This is a genomic window from Mesorhizobium sp. B1-1-7 (assembly GCF_006442705.1).
Classification (GTDB): Bacteria; Pseudomonadota; Alphaproteobacteria; order Rhizobiales; family Rhizobiaceae; genus Mesorhizobium; species Mesorhizobium opportunistum.
The window spans coordinates 110715-126523 of record NZ_VFWQ01000006.1 but is presented as its reverse complement, the minus strand read 5'-3'; the positions used below and the strand labels follow the sequence as shown (position 1 = coordinate 126523).

Here is a 15809-nt window from a genome sequence, read left to right as displayed (position 1 = left end):
CTCTGGCCTACCGGCCATCTCCCCCGCAAGGAGGGAGATTATGCGCTCAGCGGCTTTCGCCAATCTCCAGCGTTGCAGGAGCTGCCGATCTCCCCCTGTTCGCCAACCTTGGCACCCTTCCTCTCCCCCGATCGACGGGGGAGAGGAAAGGCGCAAACTCGCCAACCCTTGTGCCCTGCCCAAGTGGGGGAGAGGTGCGCGGGGGGTCGCGGCGCTTTTCGGATGGCCGGCACTGTGGAGCCGCTACTGAAAATTGCGCCCCTTGGGCATGACCTGTTCCGCTTCTCCGGATAACGCCGCGAGATCCTGTTTGATCGGCGCGTTGCGCAGCGCGGGGCGGCCATCGCGATCCGCACCATCCCTGGAGACGTGCCCCTGAGAAGCAGCGTCCGGCGCTCCCGCTTGGCTGACCTTCTCCAGCAGCACGGTCAGCCAGGGTGTCAGGTCCTCGATCTTCTCGGCGACGATGTGGACGACACCGGATTCCGACTGCAATTTCCCGCTGACCTTCACGAACCGCGCGCCCATGACGATGGGGCGGAAGCGGGTAAAGGTTCTCTCCCAAAAGATGACGTTGGCGACGGCCTTGTCGTCCTCCAGCGTCAGGAAGATCGCGTTGCCCTTGCCGGGGCGCTGGCGCACCAGCACGAGGCCGGCGACGGAGACCCGCCTGCCGTCGCGCACGGAAGAAAGGTTGGCATTGGGCGTGATGCCGGCGCGGTCGAGCCGTTCGCGCAGGAAGGCCACCGGATGCGCCTTGAGCGACAGGCCGAGCGAGCGGTAGTCGTGGATGACATGCTCGCCGAGCGGCATTTTCGGCAGCTTCGTCTCCGGCTCCAGCTCGCGCAGGCGCAGGGCCGGCTGGTCGAACAGCGGCAGCTTCTCGGCGGCACTCTTGCCGTCCAGCGCGCGCACCGCCCACAGCGCGTCGCGGCGGTCGAGGCCGAGCGAGCGGAAGGCATCGGCCTGCGCCAGCCGCTCGATCTCGTCGACATCGAGGCCGGAGCGCAGCCAGACGTCACGGACGGACAAGTAACCGTCGCCACGCCTTGTGACGAACTGCTCCATGCGTTCCTTGGACAGTCCCTTGATCTGCCTGAAGCCAAGCCGCACGGCATGGGCCGTCTCGATGGCACCGCGCATTTCGGCATGGCGCGGCAGGATGCGGGCCGGGTCGAAAGGCGTTTCCTCCAGGGTGCAGTCCCAGACGGAGAAATTGACGTCGACCTCGCGGATATCGACGCCATGGTCGCGCGCGTCGCGGACAAGCTGGGCCGGCTGGTAGAACCCCATCGGTTGCGAATTCAGGATCGCGGCGCAGAACACGTCGGGATAGAAGGTCTTGAACCAGCAGGAGGCATAGACGAGCAAGGCGAAGGAGGCGGCGTGGCTTTCGGGAAAGCCATATTCGCCAAAACCCTCGATCTGTTTGAAGCAGCGCTCGGCGAAGTCTTTCGTGTAGCCCTTGCCCATCATGCCGTCGATCATGCGCTGGCGGTAATTGCCGATCGTGCCGGTGCGCTTGAAGGTGGCCATGGCGCGGCGCAATTCGTCGGCCTCGCCCGGCCTGAAGCCGCCGGCGACGATGGCGATCTTCATCGCCTGTTCCTGGAACAAGGGAACGCCCAGCGTCTTGCCGAGGATCTCTTTTAGTTCCGGCTTGGGATACTCGGCCTCCTCCTTGCCTTGGCGGCGGCGCAGATAGGGGTGGACCATGTCGCCCTGGATCGGGCCGGGCCGCACGATCGCCACCTCGATGACGAGGTCGTAGAAATTTTGTGGCCTGAGCCTGGGCAGCATCGACATCTGGGCGCGCGATTCGATCTGGAAGACGCCGATCGTGTCGGCGCGGCAGATCATTTTGTAGACCTGCTTGTCCTCCGGCGGCAGCGTGGCCAGCACATAGGGCTGCCCATACGGATCCCGCGCCTTCGGATAGTGCTCCGTAAGCAAGGTGAAGGCGCGCTGCAGGCAGGTCAGCATGCCGAGCGCCAGGATGTCCACCTTGAGGATCTTCACCGCGTCGAGATCGTCCTTGTCCCATTCGACCATCTTGCGCTCATCCATCGCCGTCTTGACGATCGGCACGATCTCATCGAGCCGGTCCCGGGTGATGACGAAACCGCCGACATGCTGGGAGAGGTGACGGGGAAAACCCATGATCTCGTTGGCGCGTTCCATCACGTGCCTCGATACGGGGTCGGTCCGGTCAAGGCCGCCGGCGCGGGCTTCCTTCTCGCCAAGCTCGGAGGTCGACCAGCCCCAGATCGAGCCGGACAGAGACGCCCTGACATCCTCGGACAGGCCCATCGCCTTCGACACTTCGCGCAGCGCCGAGCGGCCGCGATAGCTGATGACGGCTGCGGCTAGCGCGGTGCGCTTGGAGCTGTATTTCTCGTAGATGTACTGGATGACGGTCTCGCGCTTTTCATGCTCGAAATCGACGTCGATGTCGGGCGGCTCGTTCCTCTCCTCGGAAATGAAGCGTTCGAACAGCGTATCGATCTTGTCCGGCCCGACTTCGGTGATGCCGATGCAGAAGCAGACGATCGAATTGGCGGCCGAACCACGGCCCTGGCACAGTATGTCCTGGCTGCGGGCGTATTTGACGATGTCATGGACGGTGAGGAAATAGCGGGCGTAGTTGAGGCGCTCGATGAGAGCGAGTTCTTCCCCGATGCGCTTGATCACGGAGGCAGGCACTCCGGCCGGGTAGCGCCTGGCGGCTCCCTCCCGCGCCAGCCTTTCCAGCTCGGCTTGCGGGCCGAGGCCGGATTCCGTCGGCTCGTCGGGGTAGTTGTATTGGAGATCGCTCAGCGAGAAGGTCAGCTCTTCCGCGAACCGCAAGGTCTCGGCCAGCGCCTGCGGATGCCGGCGGAACAAGCGGGCCATCTCCATCGGCGGCTTCAGATGGCGCTCGGCATTGGCGGTGAGCTGCAGCCCAACCTCGGCGACCGGCGTGTTGAGGCGGATCGCGGTCAGCACGTCCTGCAGCGGGCGACGCTCGGCGGTGTGGTAGAGAACGTCGTTGGTCGCCATCAGCGTGATGCCGGCACTCCCGGCAAACGCGGCTGCCTGTTCGATGCGGAAACGGTCATTGCCGGCATAATCGGGCGAGACGCCCAGCCGCAGGGCTCTGCCGAAGCGGTCCTTGAGCTGGCGGATGAGGGCGAGACTGTCTTCAGCGCCCGCCATCGGATCAGGCAGGACCGCGAGCGACATAAGGTCCCCCCATTCGAGCAGGTCGCCGCGCTGGAGCAAGGTGGCGCCCTTTTCGGTTTCGTCACGCAGGTTGGCTTGCGTCAGCATGCGGCAAAGATGCCCCCAGCCCTTGCGGTCCCTGGGATAGGCGAGAATGTCCGGCGTGCCGTCGCAGAAGACCAGCCGGCAGCCGGGATGATAGGAAAGCTTTTCGACCTTGGCCTGTTGCCAGGCGCGCACCACGCCGGCCACCGTGTTTCGGTCGGCAAGGCCGATCGCGGAGAAGCCCAGCAGCTTGGCCGCGACCACCAGCTCCTCCGGCTTGGAAGCGCCGCGCAGGAAGGAGAAATTCGACTGGATGCCGAACTCGGCATAGGGGATGACGGTCAGCGCATTCATGCGAAGACCCCGTGCAGGAACCAGCGCGGCGGGATCTGCGAGGCGCCGCCGTAAAGCCCTTGCCGGTAGAGCCAGTAGCGGCGGCCGTCGGCATCCTCGATGCGGAAATAGTCGCGTGTCGATGCCGCGGCATCGTCCGACGCCTCGCGCCACCATTCGGCGGCGATGCGCTCGGGCCCCTCGGCACGCGTCACCCGGTAGAGTGCGCGCCGCCAGCGGAAATTCAGCGGCGGTCCCTCGGGCATTTCGGTGGCCGGCACCTCGATCGGCTCGGGCGCGCGGAACAGCCGGATCGGCCGTTCCGGCGGGAAGATGGTCATCGGCGCCTGCAACCTGTCCGGCTTCCTTGGCGGCGTGGTCCGGCGCGGGGCCTCGGTGAAAGGGATGGTCGCGACAGCGCGTTCCGGCAGATGGCTTTCCACGGCGACCGGCTGCAGGACAGCGCCCTCGCCGAGCCGGGCGCGTATGCGGTCGGCGAACAGCGCGATGTCGGCGCCGTCGTCGTTCACCTCGCCGGTCAGATCGGCCTGTTGCATGTCGAAGGCGGCGGCCGCCAGCACGGAAAGCCGCACCAGGTCGAAACCATAGCCGGCATCGATATGCTGCTCGAGCGCGGCCAGCCTTTCATGGAAGAGTTTCTGGATCAGCCGGGGATCGCGCATCGGCCGCGAGGTGCCGAGCGCAATGCGGCTGACGGCGCCGTCGACGCGAAAGAGCAGCAGTGCCAGCGTCCGGGCACCCTCGCCGCGGCGCTCGAGATCGGCCTTCAAGGTCGTCGCCAGCATGCCCACCAGCCGCTCGATCTCCTCGGTCACGGTGACCGGCTCGGCGAGGTGGCGCTCGACCGAAAGCGGCGCGACGGGCAGGCGCGGCGAGACCGCCTCGTCGAGGCGGCCAAGCGCCTGGTCGAGGCGCAAAAGCAGCGAGCCGCCGAAGCGGCGGGCAAGCGGGGCGCGCGGTGCCGCCATGACGGCGCCCGCCGTGCGCAGGCCTACGCTTTCCAGGCTGGTGCGGGTTTCCGGCGCTATGCGCAGTGCGGCCAGCGGCAAGGGCGCGAGCAGGGCCTCCTCCTCGCCTGACACGACGATGCGGTCGCCGCAAAAGCGCGCTGCCGCCCAGGCCGCGCCCGGTGTCGCGGCAAGCCCGGCACGGACGGCAAAACCCTGATGAAGGAAGCGCGACAGGATGTCGTCCAGCATGGCGCGTTCGCCGCCGAACAGATGGGTGCAGCCGGTGACGTCGAGAAACAGCCCATCGGTGCCGTCGATCGCCACCAGCGGGGTGTAGCGGTCGCACCAGTCGGCAAGGCCTTCGAGCAGGCGCCGGTCGGCCTCGGGATCGGCCTCGACGATGTCGATCGACGGGTACATGGCGCGCGCGTCGGCAATGCCCATGTCGCGTTTCAGGTGCAGCGCCTCAGCCCGCTCGTCGAGGGCCGAGATACGCTGTGCGTTCCCGTGGCGGTGGCTGATCACCAGCGGCGGGTGAGATGGCGTCAGGTGATCCGAAGGCCGGGAACGCCAGGACCGCCCCAGACGCTGGCGCAGGATCCTTTCCACCGCCAGATAGGGAAACCACAGGGACAGGATCCTTTGCCCGGTCTCTTTCGCGCCTTCTTTCGTCGCCCGCTCTTTCATCGAATCCGCGTTCATCGGGGTTCCACTCCAGTGTGAATTGTCCAGGCAGGGCCGTGCGGCTCTTGCCGATGGTGATGGTGAAGGCCGGGCGGCCGATCGAACCGGCGAGCGGCCCGGCGACCGTGGCGCGCGGCACCGCCGGCGCCGACGCGACGATGAGGCGGACGGGCGCCGCCGTCGGCTCGGGCCCGGCCGCCTGCCGCAGCAGGAACACCGGCCGGCCGGCACTCATCGCCCGCGCATGCAGCCGGCGCGTCGCGGTCAGGTCCAGCCGCTGCGGATTGCCGCGGATTTCCAGGATGACAGCAGCGAGCGCCGTCATCCTGGCGGCCTCCTCGGCGACCCACAGCGCATCGACAAGCCTGGGCGCCTCGGAAAACAGCAATTGCTCCGGCTCGATGCCGAACGAGGCATGCAACCCCTTGGCATAGGGAAAGCCGGCCTCGCGGAAGATTTCCGTGGTGCCGATCCATAAGATTGGCAATCCCCGCGCCTGCTTGAGGATCAGGCTGATGAGCGACAGGGCGAAACCGGCGACGGCCCCGGCATCGCGGGTTTCCAGGCCATGGATTTCGCTGAGCGCGGCTTTCGGCAGGCCGCCGCTCAGGGCCGCATCGAGGCGGCCGACGCCGATCGGCAGGAAGGCATCCGGTGCCGCCGCGGCAAGGCCGCGGCGGACGATGGTGAGATCAAGACTGGGCGTAAGATCAAGACTGGGCGTGAGATCAAGGCTGGAGGTGAGATCGGCGGGCGTGAGATCAAGGTTGGAGACGGGATCGGGGCTGGCGCCAGCACCAAGGGGCGCGGCGGCCGGCGCCTGCAGGCGCTCGGGCAGGGTTCCCTCGATCTTCGCAATCTGGCGGCGCAGGGCAAAAACAGTCTCCCGCGCCACGGCGGTCATCGCCATGACGGTCAGCTTCCACTCACAATTGTTCCTGTTATGTTCTAATAGATTCCAGAGGCGGTCCGAAGAGTCAAGCAGAGTCACAAGGAATTTATTCCTGGCTATCCGCAAGCGCGGGGCGCACCGGCCGCACCGTTTGCCGATTCCGGTGCGAAAGCCTATATGCCGGGATCAAAGGACAAAGCATGGCTCGTATCTACAAAACCCGCACCTGGCACGGCGAACTTGCACCCTCGATGGAGGAGTTGGAGTTCCTGGCGCTGGAGGCCTACGCCCATCTGCCGGAGGAGTTTCGCAAGCTGACCGGCGAGATCGTCATCCAGATCGCCGAATTCCCGACCGACGAGATCATGGACGATTTGTCGTTGGAAACACCGTTCGACCTGCTCGGCCTGTTCGAGGGACGCGGCATCGCCGAACGCTGGAACCCGCAGACCGGCGAAGGCCCGAACCGCATCACGCTCTATCGCCGCGCCATGCTCGACTACTGGGCCGAAAACGAGGAAACGCTGGGCGACATCATCACCCATGTGCTGATCCACGAGATCGGCCACCATTTCGGCCTGTCGGACGATGATATGGAGCGGATCGAAGAGGCTGCCGAGTAGGCTGTGCCGATATTCAGGTGAGGCCGGCCTGCAAATGGTGATCCCCTGCGCTTCCGGTGCTCACGTACCCAAAAGTACGCTCCGCTCCGGTTCTCGGGCACCACCATTTTCGACTCGGCCTGACCTGAATCTCAATACAGCCTGCGTCGGAGCAGGCCGAGAGCCGATCACGTGCGCCATCGCCTTGTTAAATTATACAAGTTTTGATATAAGATTCGCATGCCGGTGAAGCGACTAGATTTCTTGGAGATTCCCTTGCGCAGCTCCGGGATTTTCCAGAAGCGGCGCGCAAGGAAACGGGTGTCCAGTTGCATAAGGTTCAGCTCGGGTTTGAGCCAAGCGACTGGAAGCCGATGACGACAGTAGGCCCCGGCGTGCGGGAGATCCGCGTCCGTGACGATGCCGGCGCGTTCCGGGTGCTTTATGTCGCGAGCATAGGTGACGCTATCTATGTGCTGCACGCCTTCCAGAAGAAGACGCAACAAACGGCGAAACGAGATCTGGATCTTGCCGTATCGCGGTTCAAGCAAATCTAGTGGAGGTATGACGATGGAACGTCAGAGTTTCGAGAACGTGTGGGACGCGCTGGAAAATACTCCAGCCGAGGCCGCCAACATGACTATGCGTTCCAATTTGCTGATCGCGATTGAACAGCGGGTGCACAGTTGGGACGTTACCCAGGCTGAAGCGGCCAACCGGCTCGGGATTACCCAGCCGCGCCTCAACGACCTCCTGCGGGGCAGGATCGCCAATTTCAGTCTGGACACCTTGATCAACCTTGCCGCGCTGGCCGGGCTTACCGTGCGTCTTGAAATCGCCGAGGCTGCCTGACGCTGTCTTTGATCGAGTCTACCAGTCGCTGAGCTTGGTATCCGGCCCATATTCCTGGCCCTCGACGTCCTTCACCACGGCCTGGCCGCAACGCATCGTCTTGGCTTTCTTGTCATAGGCGTAGGTCGGCGAGCCGAACAGGTGCCAGCCCTTGTTCAACGCCGCCGTCACCTTGTGGCAGAAGCTGGCATCGTCGGGGGCCGTCAGAAAGCGATAGAGTTTCATTTTTCAGTCCTGTCGTGAATATTCATAGCCCGCGAGCATAGGGCCGATATCATGCGCCGATGGCGGCGGCCTTCGCCAGCAGTTTTTCAGCCTGCGTCAGGTGCAGCCGCTCGACCATCCTGCCATTCAGCGCAATCACGGCCTTGCCGGCATTTTCGGCGAGCGAGAATGCGTCCTTCACGGCGCGCGCCTCGGCCACCGCTTGCGCTGTTGGCACGAAGGCGCGGTTGGCGGCTTCGATCTGGGCCGGATGGATGAGGGTCTTGCCGTCGAACCCCATGGCGGCGGATTCCCTGCATTCGCGGGCGAAAGCGTCGAGGTCGCGAAAGTCATTGGCGACGCCGTCGAGCATGTCGAGGCCGCCGGCACGGGCGGCCAGCACCATTTGCATCAGCCAGGGCACGAGGTAGCGGCGGTCCGGCGTCGCCAGCACGCCGGTGTCCTTGACCAGATCATTCGTTCCGGCAACGAAACAATCAAGGCGCGAGGCCGGATCGCGGCCAAGTTCGGCGATCGCGCCGATGTTGAGCAGCGCCTTGGGCGTCTCGATCATCGTCCACAGTTTCACGCTATCGGGGACAAAATTGTCGTCGAGCACATCGCCGGCCTCGAGCAGGTCGCGCGGCGTATCGACCTTGGGCAACAGGATGCCGTCGGGTTCGCAGCTTGCGGCGGCCAGCAGATCGTCGGCGCCCCATTCGCTGGACAGCGCATTGATGCGCACCACCATCTCGCAACGGCGATCTGCATCGGCGAAGATCTTCGCCAACTTTCCGCGGGCAGCGATCTTGTCGGCCGGGGCCGAGGCATCCTCCAGGTCGATGATGACGGCATCGCAGGAAAGCTGCGCGATCTTGGCCAGCGCCTTGTCGTTGGAGGCCGGGACGTAGAGCACCGAGCGGCGCGGGCGATAGATTTCGGTCATGCCCCGATCTATGCCGCGTGTGGTTGGTCGAGGCAAGCGGAAGGCCGGTACTATGCTGCCCCTTGCCTGCCCGTCCTCCGCAGCAGTTGCGGAAGGGGGCCCTTCCTCTCCCCCGTCGATCGGGGGAGAGGTGTCGAGCGAAGCTCGACGGAGTGGGGGTCGACCCTTGGGCGCAAGGCGAGGCTTGCGCCTGGTGCCCTTGCTATGTCGGTCGCGGCGGTTGCCAGGTGGTTCCCCCACTCCGTCTCCGCTGCGCCGAGCCACCTCTCCCCCCTCCGGAGGGAGAGGAAAGGAGCCTGGCTGGGGCGGCGCCCTCAGGCGCGGCCTCTGCACGAAAACTGCACGCGACTGCGGGAAACCTCCTTGCATCCGCCGCACGGTTTCCCCGTCGGCCTGCGAGACAGGCGGCATGCAAAAGCGAGCAAGCCCCCGTCTGCCCTACCGGTTGCGCAGCGACGGATGGTGGCTGGCCGATCCGCCGCGCGGGAATCCTGCGGCGATACTCGTCCCCTTTGTCCGAAAGAGCCAGCCGCCAATGCGGCCGGAAGCTATCAGGCCAGATGCTGCCAGGAAGGTCAGATCATGACGTCGTTTTTCACAGCGGCACCAAGCTATAGCAGCCGCTTCGGCATTGCGCTGCTGCTGGTCGTGCTGGCGGATTTCCTGTTCTACGGCCAGCCGGTCGGCATCACGGTTTTGCTGTTTGCCATATTGATCGCCGCCGCGGTCGTGGCCGTGCATCCCGCGGCCCTCAGCGATAGCAGGGTCTGGCTGAAGCCCGCCGTGCTGCTGGTCGCGCTGCTGCCGCTCGCCGAAAATGCCAGCGCCTTGTCCGTCTCGATCGCGCTTGCGGCCCTTGTCGTGTTCGCGCTTTCGCTGAGCGGACGCCTGCGGCACGGCATCGCCCGCATTGCTCGGCAGATCGCCCTGTTTTGGCTCGCGGCGCCGTTTCGGTTCGTTGGCGATTTCATCCGCTGGCGCAGGACAGCGCGCCGGTTCGGCCGGCGCCGCGTCCGGCTGGCGGCGATCGCCGTCTGGGTGATGCCGCTGACACTGGGCGCCGTCTTCCTGGCGCTGTTCGGCACCGCCAATCCGGTCATCGGCTACTGGCTGTCGCTGATCGACCTTCTGAAGCTGCTCGATCTCATCCAGCTGGCGCGGATTGCCTTCTGGCTGTTCGTGCTCGCCGGCGTCTGGGCCTTTTTGCGGCCACGCCTGCCGCGATTTCGTCGGCGCGTTTCCCGGCCAAACCATGTCCCAGCTGCTCAGCCGGCGACCAATCCGCAAATTCACGTCATCGAGGACATCGTTTTCGGCAAGGCGGCCATCCTGCGCGCGCTTGTTGTCTTCAACGTGCTGTTCGCGCTGCAGACCGGGCTCGACTTCACCTATCTGTGGGGCGGGGTGGGCCTTCCCGACGGCTTGAGCTACGCCGCCTATGCGCATCGCGGCGCCTATCCGCTTATCGTAACCGCGCTGCTCGCCGCCGGTTTCGTCCTCGCGGCGCTGCGGCCCGGCAGCGCGACCTCGGCCGATCCGGTCATCCGCCGGCTGGTCTATGCCTGGGTGGCGCAGAACATCATGCTGGTCATCTCGTCGATCCTGCGGCTTGACCTCTATGTCGGCATCTATGCGCTGACCTACTGGCGCATCGCGGCTTTCGTCTGGATGGCTCTGGTGGCGGCGGGCCTTGCGCTGATCATCGCCCGCATCGCCCTGCAAAAATCCAACGAATGGCTGTTCTCCGCCAATCTTCTGACGTTATCCCTGGCGCTTTATGGCTGTTGCTTCATCAACTTCGCGGCAACGATCGCCAATTACAATGTCGACCATTCCCTTGAAATGACCGGCCAGGGCATTCCCCTCGACGCCTGGTATCTGCGCTCGCTTGGCCCAGGCGCGTTTCCGGCGCTCGACCGGTTCTTCGATCACCAGGACAAGACGCCTGCCGCCGGCGCTGTCCGCGAGCTGGAGCGTGTGCGCGACAGCGACGAAAGCTGGTATCGCAGCGTCCAGAACAACTGGCGGGCCTGGAGCTTTCGAGACTGGCGCCTGCTGCGCGATCTCGACAGCAAGGGGTCGCTCGTGCTTCCTCAGCCCTCGCAACCTACCGCGCGGGACCGCTGATCCATGCCGCATCACATCCTCGTCGCCGACGATGACCCGCATATCCGCGAGGTGATCTGCTTTGCGTTGGAAAAAGCCGGCATGAAGACGGCTGCCGTTTCCGACGGTGCGGCCGCTCTGCGAGCGATCGAACGGCACACACCCGACCTGGTCGTGCTCGACATCGGCATGCCGGAGATGGACGGGCTGGAGGTCTGCCGGCGGCTCAGGCACACATCCGATGTGCCGGTGCTGTTCCTGTCCGCGCGGGACGAGGAGATCGACCGCATCCTCGGGCTCGAAATGGGTGGCGACGATTATGTGACGAAGCCGTTTTCCCCGCGCGAACTGGTCGCCCGCGTCAACGTCATCCTGCGGCGCGCCCGGCCGATGGCGCCCGAACCGGCCGACGACAGGCAGTTCGCGCATGGTAAGCTTATTCTGGTGCCGGCCAGCCACGGCGCCGCCTTCGATGGCAAGCCGCTGTCGCTGACGGGTATAGAATTCTCGATCCTGAAAGGGTTTCTGGCGCGGCCGGCGCATGTGCTCGACCGCGACGCGGTGATGGCCAATGCCTATGCCGGCAAGGTCCATGTCGCCGATCGCACCGTCGACAGCCATATCCGCAACATCCGCGCCAAGCTGGCGGCGGCGGGTTGCCTTGACGCCATCGAGACGGTGCATGGCGTCGGCTTCCGGCTCGGCCGATGCGGCTGACCAGTTCGCGCAAATGGATAGGCCGCAAATGGCGGCCACGGCTTGCCACCGTCGTCGTCGCCATCCTGATCATGGTGATGGCGCTGCCGCTGGTCGGCCTGTTCTTCTTCCGGCTCTACGAGAACCAGCTGATCCGGCAGACCGAGGCGGAACTGATCGCGCAAGGCGCGGCCATTGCCGCCATCTACGCGCAGGACGTTCGCGACGCCGCCATTGCGCCGGAAAAGCTTGGCGCGCCGACACCTGGGGCAAATGGGATCTCAATCCGAAGCGCCAATCCCGACGGCCCCTACCGGCCGATCGAGCCGCGCCTCGATCTCGCCTCGGATTATGTGCTTCCGACTCGGCCGGCGGCGACGCCCGCAATCGCCGATCCCGCTTTCGCCACGATCGGAACGCGGCTGTCGGGCATTCTCGACGCCACGCAGAAAACCACGCTGGCCGGTTTCCGGCTGCTCGACCCCCGGGGTGTCGTCATCGCCGGGCGCGGCGAGGTCGGGCAGTCGCTCGGCGAGGTCGAGGAGGTGCGCGCCGCGCTCGGCGGCCGCTATGCCAGCGCGCTCCGGCTGCGCATTCCCGACCAGCCGACGCCGCCGCTCTATTCGGTCAGCCGCGGCACCAAGGTGCGTGTCTTCGTCGCTTTGCCGGTGGCCGTCGACGGCAAGGTCGCCGGCGTGGTCTATGTGTCGCGGACGCCAAACAACATCGTCAAGCATCTCTATGGCGAGCGCGGCAAGGTGACCCTGGCGGCGATCGCCATCCTCGGCGGCACGCTGCTCATCGGCCTGGTCTTCCTGCGCACCGTCAGCCGGCCGATCTATGCGCTGATCGACCGCACCGAACGCATCGCCGCCGGCGACCGCGACGCGATCCGGCCGCTCGACCACCACGGCACATACGAGATGGCCGAGCTTTCCGCCGCCTTCCTCGACATGGCCGAAAAACTGCAGGCGCGATCGGACTCGATCCAGACGTTCGCCACCCATGTCTCGCATGAACTCAAATCGCCGCTGACGGCGATCCAGGGCGCGGCCGAGCTGCTGCGCGATTCCGGCTCGGCGATGGACGATGCCGAGCGCCGGCGCTTTTCCGACAACATCGTCACCGATGCCGGTCGGCTCAACCTGCTGGTGCGGAAGCTGCTCGACCTGGCACGGGCGGAAAATCTCGCGCCCAGCGGCCAAAGCACCTCGATCGGTGCAGCGCTTGCCCTGCTCCCGGTCGACACCAGGCTGGCGGTTCGCGTCGAGGCCGGCGGCGATCTGGCCTTGCGCATATCGGCGGAGAATGCGGCGATCGTGCTGGGCAATCTCATCGACAATTCGGCCCGGCACGGCGCGACGCAGGTTTCGATCATCGCTGCAAGCGCCGGCGGCAAGGCGACGGTGCTGGTCGGGGATGACGGCGCCGGCATTTCGCCGAGCAACCGGGCACGCATCTTCGAACCGTTCTTCACCACGCGGCGCTCTACCGGCGGCACCGGCATGGGGCTCGGCATCGTGCTGGCCCTCCTGAAAGCGCATGATGGTATGATCCGGCTGGTTGACAGCGAGCCCGGCACGCGCTTCGAGATCATTCTGCCGGTAGTATGAGAGTGAGCATGATCTTTTCCGAAACCGGCGGCCACTTTTCGGGATCATGCTCTAGGCTTGGAGAGGCATAAAGCGTGCGCTACGACATCGTCATCATCGGCGGGGCCATCGTCGGGTCCTCCATTGCCTATTACCTGCGCGAGGAAGGGTTTTCCGGCTCGATCGCGCTGATCGAGCGCGATCCGCAATTCGCGCAGGCGGCAACGACGCTGTCCATGGCCTCGATCCGCCAGCAATTCTCCATTCCGGAAAACATCCGGCTGTCGCAGTTCACGCTGAAACTGTTCCGGCGGCTGAAGGAAGAGTTCGGCACCGATGCCGATATCGGTTTCCGCGAGGGCGGTTATCTCATCCTCGCCGGAGAAGCCGGGCTGCCGATCCTGAAGGCCAATCACGAGGCGCAGATCGCCGAGGGCGCCGACATCGTGTTGGAGGACGCCGAGCAGCTGACGCGGCGCTTCGCCTGGCTGTCGACCGAAGGCATTTCCGCCGGCGCCTATGGCCGCACCGGCGAAGGCTGGTTCGACGCGCATGCGATGCTGACGCTGTTCCGCAAGGCGCTGCGCGACAAGAACATCGATTTCATCACCGCCGATGTCACCGGCATCGCGCGCGACGGCAACCGCATCACCGGCGTCAGGCTCTACAACGGCCAGGCGCTGGAGGCCGGCATCGTCGTCAATGCCGCCGGGCCGAATGCCGGCAAGGTCGCGGCTTTTGCCCGGCTCGAGCTGCCGGTCGAGCCGCGCAAGCGCAACGTCTTCGTCTTCGAGGCGCGCGAGAAGTATGCCGACATGCCGCTGCTGGTCGATCCCTCCGGCATCTATGTCCGCCCGGAAGGCTCGGTCTACCTCACCGGCGGCGCGGAACCCGAAGAGGGCGACGGCCCGGCCGCGTCGGGGGATTTCGAGGTCGACTGGCCGCTTTTCGAAGAGGTGATCTGGCCCGTGCTGGCGGCCCGCATTCCAGCCTTCGAGGCAATCAAGTCGACGCGCGCCTGGGCCGGCCACTACGACTACAACACACTCGACCAGAACGCGGTGATCGGCCCGCATCCCGAGGTTGGCAATTTCATCTTCGCCAATGGGTTTTCGGGTCACGGGCTGCAGCAGGCGCCGGCGGTCGGCAAGGCGCTGGCCGAACTGATCGTGCATGGCGATTACCGGACGGTGGATTGCTCGGCGTTCGGGTATGGCCGGGTTGCGGAAGGAAGGGCGTTCCGGGAATTGAACGTGATTTGACGCCGGCAGACCAGCGCGCGAAGGACCGCTGCGGCCTCGTCGCTGCCTAAGCCGCCAGCCTTCCAGCCTCGACATACGCCTGAAGCCACGCCAGCACCCGTCCCCACCCCTCGGCATGCTCGGTCGCCGCTTCGTTCAGGCCGGCAAAGCCGCCATGGCAGATCGTAATGTGCGTGCCGATCGCGATCGGTTCCAGCAGATACGCCACTTTGGTCTCTCGCCGGCCAAGTGTCGGGTGGTCCCACGCATAGGCCCGCGTCTGCACGATCCGGCGCGGCGCCTCGATGTCGAGGAATTCGCCGCCGGCCGGCCGGCTTCTGCCGTCGGCCGTCCTGACGACTACCGTCCAGCGGCCGCCGACGCGAAGATCGGCCGACCAGTCGACCACGCGGTAGGTGTCGGCGGACCCCCACCAGCGCTCGACCTCATCGCTAACCAGAGCGTGGAACACGTGTTCAACAGGCGCGCCAATCTCGGCCGATGCCATGATCGTCTCGCCATTGGTTATGCTATGCACCATGGGAACATACGTCATGGATGCCTCCGTCCGAAATTCGTTCATAACCGGAACGATCCTTTATAACTTGGAGGGCGGACGCTCAAAACCCTTGCCGGTTTCGAGCAGGCTCTTCAGGCTGGCCAACACCAGCGGCCAGCCTTTGGCGACGTTGCCGATCAGGCTATGCGGCCCATCCGCCTCATGGGTGACAGCAAGCTTCATCAACTCGCCGTCCTGCTCGATGGTGAAGGTACAGCGCGTGTAGCCATCGGCTTTCACCTCGGGCATCCATTCGTTTCGCCATTTGATGACCAAGCGCTTGGGCGGGTCGATCTCGAGGATCTCGCCGCTGTCGGCGACGCGGCCGTCCGGGAATATCAGCTTCCAGCTTGAGCCGACTTTCCACTCGCTCTCCTGATAAGAGCAGAGGAAGAACTGCCGGTTGAACTCCGGGTCGGTCAGCGCCTGCCAAAGCTTCTCAGGCGTGGTGCGGATGTAGGTCACATAAACGAAGCTGTTGCTCATCATCAGTCTTCCCTTTCGAGGCGTTTCTTCAAGTCGCTGAGGGCGGTCAGCCGCCCCCTCTCGAATTTGCCGATCCAGCGCTCGGCGATCTCGTTGATCGGAACCGGGTTGAGGTAGTGCTCCTTCTCACGGCCCCGACGGATGGTGGAGACGAGGTTTGCCTCCTCCAGGATCGCCAGGTGCTTGGTCACTGCCTGGCGCGTCATGGCCATTTCCGCGCACAGCGCATTCAAGGTCTGCCCGTTCCTGGCATGGAGGCTGTCCAGCAATTGCCGGCGTGTCGGGTCGGCCAGGGCGCGAAAAACGGCATCCATGCTCATGGCTCTAATATGCAACCATTTGGTTGCATGTCAAGCCGCAAGACCGCGCGCCATCTGACGTCTGGATGCGGTCAGCGGA

Annotated in this window: 14 protein-coding genes and 1 pseudogene; 7 read left to right on the top strand and 8 right to left on the bottom strand. The window is 65.1% G+C overall.

All coding sequences use genetic code 11. The annotated features are described in order from the left end of the window. Positions 1-243: 243 nt before the first annotated feature. The 3 genes from FJ978_RS11800 to FJ978_RS33170 are packed head-to-tail and all read right to left on the bottom strand — an operon-like array spanning position 244 to position 6144. A complete protein-coding gene (locus FJ978_RS11800; RefSeq protein ID WP_140572250.1) occupies positions 244-3600 on the bottom strand; it encodes an error-prone DNA polymerase in 3357 nt (1118 codons plus the stop codon). After that, positions 3597-5075 (bottom strand): DUF6504 family protein, encoded by a 1479-nt coding sequence (locus FJ978_RS11795; protein ID WP_140572249.1) that lies wholly within the window; start codon positions 5073-5075, stop codon positions 3597-3599. Before FJ978_RS11795 ends, FJ978_RS11800 begins: the two co-directional genes overlap by 4 nt. Next, positions 5017-6144, bottom strand: coding sequence for a hypothetical protein (locus tag FJ978_RS33170; RefSeq protein ID WP_140572248.1), 1128 nt, complete (start codon positions 6142-6144; stop codon positions 5017-5019). Before FJ978_RS33170 ends, FJ978_RS11795 begins: the two co-directional genes overlap by 59 nt. 182 nt (positions 6145-6326) lie before the next feature. Here FJ978_RS33170 and FJ978_RS11785 point away from each other — a divergent pair, with 182 nt between their 5' ends. From FJ978_RS11785 to FJ978_RS11775, 3 genes and pseudogenes are all read left to right on the top strand, one after another. Next, entirely contained in the window at positions 6327-6749 is a 423-nt protein-coding gene (locus FJ978_RS11785) for a metallopeptidase family protein (RefSeq protein ID WP_013892171.1), read from the top strand. A 239-nt stretch (positions 6750-6988) separates the two neighbouring features. Next, positions 6989-7285: pseudogene (locus FJ978_RS11780) on the top strand (type II toxin-antitoxin system RelE/ParE family toxin); the annotation flags it as partial. A 13-nt stretch (positions 7286-7298) separates the two neighbouring features. After that, positions 7299-7580, top strand: a complete 282-nt coding sequence (locus FJ978_RS11775) for an XRE family transcriptional regulator (protein WP_140572247.1) — start codon at positions 7299-7301, stop codon at positions 7578-7580. 18 nt (positions 7581-7598) lie between these two features. Here FJ978_RS11775 and FJ978_RS11770 read toward each other — a convergent pair whose 3' ends face one another. Beyond that, positions 7599-7805 (bottom strand): DUF1737 domain-containing protein, encoded by a 207-nt coding sequence (locus tag FJ978_RS11770; protein WP_023769479.1) that lies wholly within the window; start codon positions 7803-7805, stop codon positions 7599-7601. Positions 7806-7854: 49 nt separating this feature from the next. After that, the gene (locus FJ978_RS11765; protein ID WP_140572246.1) at positions 7855-8730 is read right to left on the bottom strand and encodes a CoA ester lyase; all 876 of its coding nucleotides are present in this window, start codon (positions 8728-8730) and stop codon (positions 7855-7857) included. 582 nt (positions 8731-9312) lie between these two features. Here FJ978_RS11765 and FJ978_RS11760 point away from each other — a divergent pair. The 4 genes from FJ978_RS11760 (at position 9313) to FJ978_RS11745 (ending at position 14386) form a co-directional block, all read left to right on the top strand. Then, a complete protein-coding gene (locus tag FJ978_RS11760; protein ID WP_140572245.1) occupies positions 9313-10857 on the top strand; it encodes a DUF4173 domain-containing protein in 1545 nt (514 codons plus the stop codon). Positions 10858-10860: 3 nt separating this feature from the next. Then, positions 10861-11553, top strand: coding sequence for a response regulator transcription factor (locus tag FJ978_RS11755; RefSeq protein ID WP_140572244.1), 693 nt, complete (start codon positions 10861-10863; stop codon positions 11551-11553). Continuing rightward, positions 11544-13145: an ATP-binding protein gene (locus tag FJ978_RS11750; RefSeq protein ID WP_140572243.1), complete on the top strand. Its 1602-nt coding sequence runs from the start codon at positions 11544-11546 to the stop codon at positions 13143-13145. Before FJ978_RS11755 ends, FJ978_RS11750 begins: the two co-directional genes overlap by 10 nt. A 74-nt stretch (positions 13146-13219) precedes the next feature. Then, positions 13220-14386 (top strand): FAD-binding oxidoreductase, encoded by a 1167-nt coding sequence (locus tag FJ978_RS11745; protein ID WP_140572242.1) that lies wholly within the window; start codon positions 13220-13222, stop codon positions 14384-14386. A 46-nt stretch (positions 14387-14432) separates the two neighbouring features. On the opposite strand, the gene FJ978_RS11740 is transcribed toward FJ978_RS11745, so the two are convergent. Genes FJ978_RS11740 through FJ978_RS11730 form a run of 3 tightly spaced genes read right to left on the bottom strand, consistent with a single transcriptional unit; the run spans position 14433 to position 15730 of the window. Further along, a complete protein-coding gene (locus tag FJ978_RS11740) occupies positions 14433-14921 on the bottom strand; it encodes an SRPBCC domain-containing protein (protein ID WP_140572241.1) in 489 nt (162 codons plus the stop codon). Between the two features lie 42 nt (positions 14922-14963). After that, entirely contained in the window at positions 14964-15410 is a 447-nt protein-coding gene (locus FJ978_RS11735; protein ID WP_181176807.1) for an SRPBCC family protein, read from the bottom strand. Positions 15411-15412: 2 nt separating this feature from the next. Further along, a complete protein-coding gene (locus FJ978_RS11730; protein WP_140572239.1) occupies positions 15413-15730 on the bottom strand; it encodes a metalloregulator ArsR/SmtB family transcription factor in 318 nt (105 codons plus the stop codon). Positions 15731-15809: the final 79 nt, after the last annotated feature.